The sequence below is a fragment of the Paracoccus shandongensis genome, assembly GCF_017315735.1.
Taxonomy (GTDB): Bacteria; Pseudomonadota; Alphaproteobacteria; order Rhodobacterales; family Rhodobacteraceae; genus Paracoccus; species Paracoccus shandongensis.
The window spans coordinates 1-7039 of the sequence record NZ_JAFLRK010000061.1; the positions used below are offsets into that span (position 1 = coordinate 1).

General features: G+C 70.0%; 7 protein-coding genes. 2 read left to right on the forward strand and 5 right to left on the reverse strand.

Features of this window, described 5'->3' with window-relative positions; all coding sequences use genetic code 11:
- Positions 1-752 (reverse strand): beta/alpha barrel domain-containing protein (locus JX613_RS19310; RefSeq protein WP_207103102.1); only part of this gene is annotated, 752 nt, incomplete at its 3' end.
- A 69-nt stretch (positions 753-821) separates the two neighbouring features.
- Between JX613_RS19310 and JX613_RS19315 the strand changes: the two genes are divergently transcribed.
- Complete coding sequence (locus tag JX613_RS19315) at positions 822-1778, forward strand: polyprenyl synthetase family protein (RefSeq protein WP_207103103.1); 957 nt, start codon at positions 822-824, stop codon at positions 1776-1778.
- A 13-nt stretch (positions 1779-1791) separates the two neighbouring features.
- On the opposite strand, the gene JX613_RS19320 is transcribed toward JX613_RS19315, so the two are convergent.
- From JX613_RS19320 to crtY, 3 genes are read right to left on the reverse strand one after another with little or no spacing between them, the layout of a single operon-like run.
- Complete coding sequence (locus JX613_RS19320; RefSeq protein ID WP_207103104.1) at positions 1792-2709, reverse strand: phytoene/squalene synthase family protein; 918 nt, start codon at positions 2707-2709, stop codon at positions 1792-1794.
- Entirely contained in the window at positions 2706-4181 is a 1476-nt protein-coding gene (locus JX613_RS19325; protein WP_207103105.1) for a phytoene desaturase, read from the reverse strand. Before JX613_RS19325 ends, JX613_RS19320 begins: the two co-directional genes overlap by 4 nt.
- Positions 4178-5335, reverse strand: a complete 1158-nt coding sequence (crtY, locus tag JX613_RS19330) for a lycopene beta-cyclase CrtY (protein WP_207103106.1) — start codon at positions 5333-5335, stop codon at positions 4178-4180. The genes JX613_RS19325 and crtY overlap by 4 nt, the downstream gene beginning before the upstream one ends.
- A 57-nt stretch (positions 5336-5392) precedes the next feature.
- On the opposite strand from crtY, the gene JX613_RS19335 reads away from it, so the two are divergent.
- Positions 5393-6004 carry a DUF2585 family protein gene (locus tag JX613_RS19335; protein ID WP_207103107.1) on the forward strand — a complete coding sequence of 204 codons (612 nt, stop codon included), beginning with the start codon at positions 5393-5395 and terminating at the stop codon, positions 6002-6004.
- Here JX613_RS19335 and JX613_RS19340 read toward each other — a convergent pair.
- Positions 5976-7039 (reverse strand): glycosyltransferase (locus tag JX613_RS19340; RefSeq protein WP_207103108.1); only part of this gene is annotated, 1064 nt, incomplete at its 5' end. The two genes, JX613_RS19335 and JX613_RS19340, sit on opposite strands and share 29 nt — an antisense overlap.

The window sequence follows — 7039 nt, forward strand, 5'->3', positions numbered from 1 at the left end:
GCGCTGGCGCGGTCGGGGGCGCGCGCGGCCTCGACCCGGGCCCAGTCGGTGCCGCCCGCGCCCGCCACGTCGAAGATCGCCACGCCCTCGGCGGCAAGGCGGGTGACGACGGGGCCCGACAGGCCCGCGCCGACCTCCTTCACCACCACGGGCACCGGCAAGGCGCGGGCCAGGACACCGATCTTGGCCGTCAGGCCGCGCCAGTCGCGGTCGCCCTCGGCCTGGACGGCCTCTTGCAGGGGGTTCAGGTGCAGGATCAGGGCGTCGGCGCCGATGGCCTCGATGGCGCGCAGGGCCTGGTCGCGGCCAAAGCCCCGGTTCAGCTGCGCCGCGCCGAAATTGGCAAGGATCGGAATGTCGGGGGCCAAGTGGCGCAGGCTGCGGTCCAGGCCCGCGTCGCCGCCGCCCTCGATCATCACGCGCTGCGACCCGACTGCCAGTGGCAGGCGCAGGTGCTGGCAGACCTGTGCCAGCGTGCGGTTGATCACGCCCGCGCGGCTTGGACCGCCCGTCATCGACCCGATCATCACGGGAGCGTTGATCCGGTGCCCCAGAAAACCGGTGGACAAATCCACGTCGTGCCATGAAACTTCGGGAAGGGCGACGTGTTCGAAGACGACCGACTCCAGCCCGGTCGTTACCGTCGCGCCTGCCTGCCCGGCAAGCACGACATCCAGGTGCTGTTCCTTGCGTGAGGTGAGTGTGAGATCGGAACTATTGTCTTTCCCAAGTGACGGATCGGGATGGGTCATCTGCGGCAGCCCTTGTCGTTTCGCGTTGTCCCTGTCGGGCCGCAACGCCAGCCTTGAAGGACCAGTCTCATGCACCAGCAGGCATTAGACAAGGTGAACGCCGCAGCCAGGCACCCGGATGCACAGGCGGGCTTCGTGCGCCAGCTTGACCTGCGGATCACGCACCACCTGTCGCAGCTGTCGCCCGCCCCGGCGCGCCTGGTCGAGGCCGCGCGCGACGCCATGTCCAGCGGCAAGCGGCTGCGGCCCTATCTGCTGCACCTGGTGGCGGGCGACGCCGCCGACGGGGATGCCGTCCTGGACATGGCCGTCGCGCTGGAGATGGTCCATACCGCGTCGCTGATCGTGGACGACCTGCCGTCCATGGACAACGCCCTGCTGCGCCGGGGCAGGCCCACCACCCATGCCCGCTTCGGCGAGGCGACGGCGATCCTGACCGCCATCGGGCTGCTGAACCACGCGATTTCCATCGCCAACGGCCTGCCCGGCATGGATCCGGCGCAGCGCAATGCCCTGGTCGCGATCCTGTCGGGCGTGATGGGCTGGCAGGGGCTGGTCGCGGGGCAGGAACTGGATCTGAACGGGTTTTCCGATGCGGACGGGGCCGACGACGCCCTGGACCGGATCACCCGCATCAATGCGCTGAAGACCGGCGCGCTTTTGTGTGCGGCGGTCGAGGCCGGGGCGATCCTGGGCGGGCAGGCCGACGACAAGCGCAGCCTTTTGCGCCGCTTTGGCGAGGATCTGGGCCAGGCCTTCCAGATCGCCGACGACCTGATCGACATGCTGTCCGACAGCGCCGCCACCGGCAAGGATTGCCGGCAGGACGTGGGCAAGGAAACCTATCTGGCCGTCTATGGCGCGGACGAGGCGCTGCGCCGCTGCCGCGCCCTGCTGGCATCCGCCGACGAGGCGCTGGTCGGCGCGGGGCTGGAACCCGATCCCTTCCGCAGCATGATCGACGCGATCTTCACCCCCATGCTGGACCGCGTGCCGCAATCCGCCCCCAATGCGGGGGCCGCGTGACGAGGAGGCCGCGTCACGGCCGGATATAAAGACCGGCACGGCTGACCGCGGCGGCGCGGCGGCGGGGGGCCAGAACGGTTGACCCCAGGGCCTTCGCGGCCAGCCGCAGCTTTTCCCCCCTGGTCGTGGACAGCCGCCCGTTCCAGGCGTCGGGCCCCTGCGCGCGCAGCTTGACGCCGATCTGGCGATAGATGTTGCGCGCCGCCGCAATGGCCAGCGCCGGGCGGCGGGGCAGGACGGCGATGCCCGCATCCGCGCTGCGATAGTAAACCTCGGCCTGGTCCAGCAGGCGCAGGGCCACGCGGTGCAGGGCGGCGCGCTGGCCCATGTCGTCGGGGTCGACCGCCGTGATCCCCTCGGCGTCCAGCAGGGCGCGCGGCAGATAGGTCCGGCCGATCCGGGCGTCGTCGATCACGTCGCGGGCGATGTTGGTCAGTTGGAACGCCAGCCCCAGGTCGCTGGCGCGGTCCAGAACGGCTTCGTCCCGCACGCCCATGATCCGCGCCATCATCACGCCGACCACCCCCGCGACGTGATAGCAGTAATCCAGCAGGTCGTTCATGTCGTGGTAAACGCGGCCCTGCACGTCCATGGCAAAGCCGTCCAGCAGTTCATCGACATGGCGATGCGGAATGTCCCGCGCCTTAACGACCCGCGCCAATCCGGCATAGACCGGCGCCGCCGCATCGCCCCGCAAGGCGCGGTGGGTCAGGTCGCGCAACTCGGCCAGCCTCGCGGCGGGGTCATGGGCGGCCCCCGTGGCAAAGCCCCCTTCCTGCCCGTCGATCACGTCATCGGCATGGCGGCACCAGGCGTAAAGCATCACGCAATCCTCGTGCATCCCGCCGGGCAGGAAACGCGAGGCCATGGCAAAGCTTTTCGACCCCACGGCGATGGACTGACGGGCCTGGTCCAGGGTCGCGTCGCTCATGCCCGTTGCCCGATCATCAGGGACGCGGTGGCCTCGGCCGATCCGACCACGCCGGGGATGCCCGCGCCGGGATGGGTGCCCGCGCCGACGACATACAGGTTTTCCAGCCGCTCGTCGCGGTTGTGGGGGCGGAACCAGGCGCTTTGGGTCAGGATCGGCTCGACCGAGAAGGCGGACCCCAGATGGGCGTTCAGTTCCGACCGGAAATCCAGCGGCGTGAAATGCCGCACCGTCATCAGGTCGCGCCGCAGGTTGGGGATATAGCGCGCCTCGAGGTAATCAAGGATCCGGTCGCGATAGACGGGCGCGGTGCGTTCCCAATCGGGATCCACCGTGCCCAGATGCGGCACCGGGGCCAGGACGTAATAGGCGCTGCACCCTTCCGGCGCGAGGTCGGGGTCCGTGACCGAGGGCGCGTGCAGATACAGCGAGAAATCGTCGGCCAGTTCCTTGCCCGCGAAGATCTGGTTGACCAGTTCGCGGTATCGCGGGCCGAACAGGACCATGTGGTGCCGCAACTCGGGGCGCAGCCCGCGCAGGCCGAAATAGACCACGAACAGCGACATGGAATGACGCTTCCTGGCCAGCTTGTCGCCCTTGGGATCGCCCAGCAGCGTGCGATAGGTGTGGACCACATCGGCATTGCTGGCGACCATGTCGAAGGGGTGGCGCTGCCCGCCCGCGTGGATGGCGGTGGCGCGGTTGCCTTGCGTCTCGATCCGGTCCACCGGCATGTTCAGGTGGATGGTCCCGCCCAGTTCCTGGAACAGCCGGACCATGCCCGCGACCAGCGCGCCCGTGCCGCCCTTGGCGAACCAGACGCCGCCCTGGCGTTCCAGCGCATGGATCAGCGCATAGATGGACGAGGTGGAAAACGGGTTTCCCCCCACCAGCAGCGTGTGGAAGCTGAAGGCCTGGCGCAGGTGTTCGTCCTTGATGTGGCGCGCGACCATCGAATGGACCGACCGCCAGGCCTGAAGGCGGGCCAGTTGCGGGGCGGCGCGGATCATGTCGGAAAAATGCAGGAAGGGGACGGTGCCCAGCTTCTCATACCCCTCGCGGTAAACGTCCCGCGAATAGGCGAGGAAGCGGCGATAGCCTTCCACATCGGCGGGGTTGATCGCATGGATCTGGCGTTCGATGCTGTCCTGGTCGTCGGCATAGTCGAAGACGGTGCCGTCTTCCCAGCACAGGCGATAGAAGGGATCGACCGGAAGCAGCGTCACATGGTCCGCCATGTCGCGGCCGGACAGGCGCCACAGCTTCTTCAGGCAGTCGGGGTCGGTGATGACCGTGGGGCCCGCGTCGAAGGTGAAGCCTTCGTCGTGATAGACATAGGCCCGCCCGCCCGGCTTGTCGCGCTTTTCAAAGACGGTGGTGGACAGCCCTGCGCTTTGCAGGCGGATGGCCAGCGCAAGGCCGCCAAGGCCAGCACCGATGACGGCGGCGGTCTTGCGGGGGGAAGTGGTCATGCAGGTCTTTCCTTCAGGGTTCCGGGCAGGCAGCGCAGCGCCTTGGCGACCGGCACGGGCGGCCGCCCGGTCAGGATGCGGGCCTTGTCGGCCAGCGTGCTATGGCCTGCATAGAGGCGTTCGATCAGGGGTTCGGACAGGCGATAGAACCGCTCCATCACGCGGCGGCGCTCGTCGGGGGCGGCGGCCTCGAACAGCATCCGCGCCAGCAGGCGATAGAAGCCCTGCGCCCGGGCATCCGCCAGCGAATCGCGGCGCAGGGCGCGAGCCAGCGCATGAGCGCCCTGCTGCCAGTGCCGCGCCACCAGGTCGGCGCTGCGCACCGCATGGGGCAGGCTGTAGCCCGTCAGCGGATGGAACCGCAGCGCCCGCAGCCCGATGACGGGGATGCCGGGGGGCAGGGATTTCCAGAAGGCGTCGGCGTCCAGGCGCAGGGTGATCGGCAGGACGCCGGTTTCCTCGCGTACCACGGCGGCGATCTGCCAGCCCCGGGCCGCGGCATATTCCGCGATGTCGGCGCGCTGGCGGTCCGCCGACAGGTGGGCGGCGTCGGAATAATAGGTGTCCTCGACCAGCAGGCGCGTGTCGTCGAAGGGCAGCAGGTAGAAGAAGCGGTATCCGTCCCGCTGGGGCACGGTGGCGTCCATGATGACCGGGCGGGTCAGCCCATGGGGGGCCGTCAGCCGAAGCTCTTGTCCCAGGAACTTCTGGAAGCGCACCTCGACCGCCGGATGGGGGCGGAAGCCGCGCGCGTCGATGGCGACCCGCGCCTCGATCCGCTGGCCATCGGCCAGGGTGACGCCGCGCCCGTCCATCGCCGCCACCCGGGCCTGCAGCGTCGTGACGGTGGGCAGGCGCTTCAACGCCGCGCCCAGGCTGTCCGCGTCCAGCGAGGCATAGCCTGCCCGCAACGACCGCGCGTATCCGGGAAAGCGCACGTCCTGACCGTTCCAGGTCCGCCGGATCGCCGGGGCCAGCCAGGCCCGCTGCGACGCATCCAGGTCAGTGTCGTGGAAGGACCAGGTATGGCCCGCCAGCGGATCGGGCTTGCCATCGACCAGCAGCACGCGGGCCGCAGGCGCAAGCCGCAGCGCCGCCAGAGAGGCGGAAAGGCCCCCGCCCGCGATCACGATGTCAGGGGAATGCGTTGTCATATCCCGTTGATCTTGTGGCCCCTTGCCATGGTCAATGCTGTCCTTATCGTGGCAACGATGAAAGACGAACACCGTTCCGCCGTCCCGCCCGTGCTGCGACGATCTGCCACCCCGCTGCCGGTTGCAAGCGATTTGCCGCATCCGCGTGGGCGGGGCCGGCAGGCCGCGCTGTTCATCGTCCTGGCGCTGGCCGCCAAGCTGGCCTTCCTGGCGGCCCTGCAACGGCCCCTGGGCTGCGATTGTTCGCAGATCTGGGCCTGGCCCGGCGATGTGCGGCTGAATTCGCGCACGATGCTGGATCCCTACAGCCTGCTGCACCTCATCTTTGGCGCGGTGCTGGTCAAGCTGGTCCGCTGGAAGCGCCCCGACTGGCCCTTGTGGACGCTGCTGGCCGCCGTGATCGTCAGCAGCACCATCTGGGAAATGGTCGAGAACCTGCCCGCCAGCATCCGGATGTTCGGCTATTCCGCGGGCGATCCGCTGGCCTATCACGGCGACAGCATCGTCAATTCCCTGGCAGATACCGTGATCGCCACTCTGGGCGCGCTGCTGGCGCTGCCCGTCGCGGGATGGCTGGTGGCGCTGGTCGCCATCGGGGCCGAGGTTCTGCTGTCGCTGTGGATGGGCGACGGGTTCCTGATCACCCTGTGGCGTGCCTTCGGGGGCTGACAAGCGCCTCGATCCTGTCGACCGCGCCCGCCGCGCCGGGCCAGCTGTCGGCCTGGGCGGCAAAGCCGCGCGCGGTGTCGCGGAAGGCGGGATCAGCCAGCAGGCGCGCGACCGCATCGGCGATCCGCGCGGGGCTGCGCTGCCAGGGTTGCAGCCGCAGCCCCGCGCCGCAATGGGCGATGCGCGCGGCCACGCCAGGCTGGTCATGGGTCAGCGGCACGGCCAGCATCGGCACGCCTGCCGCCAGACATTCCAGCGCCGTGTTCAGCCCGGCATGGGTCACGCAAAGGTCGGCACGTTCCAGCACCGCCTGCTGGGGCACGAAGGGGCGCACCCAGTCGGCGGGGATCGCGCGCGCCTGATCGTCCGTCAGGCAGCCCGCGTGCGACACCAGCACCTGCGCCCCCGCCTGCCGGCAGGCCGCCGCGATGCGCGACAGCAGCCCCGCGCGGTGGCCTTGCAGCGTGCCAAGCGAGACATAGACAAAGGGCCTTGTGCCCTCGGGCCGGATGTCGGGCGGGAAATCCTGCGCCGCCTGCCCGCGCCGGAAGGGGCCGAGGGGGGCGATGTGGGCGCCGTTCACCGGGCGGGGATAGTCGAAGCCCGGCACCATCTGCGACAGTGCCAGATCGGGCGACAGGCAGTCCTGCAAGCGCCGCAGGTCGCCCAGGGCCCAGGCCTGCGCCCAGCGGCGAATCACCCGCGCGTGCGGCAGCATCAGCAGGTCGGACACCCGTTCGCCCCCCGCATTGCGGCGCAGGCCCTGGGCGGTCGGGTCATGCGGCCAGCCCAGGAAGGGCAGGGGGATCCCCGGTTCGGGATCCATGGGCACCGCGCAGGCGACGGACACCAGCGGCACGCCCGCCGCGCGAGCCAGCAGGCCGGATGCAGGCTCCATCTGGTCGCCCAGGATCAGGTCGGGGGCAAGGGCGCGCAGCACGGGCAGGCCGTCGCGGCACAGGCGGTCGGTGCGGCGCGCGCCCGCCACGATCTCGGCCAGCAGGCGGCGGGGCTGCGGGCGGGCGGGGGGGCCGG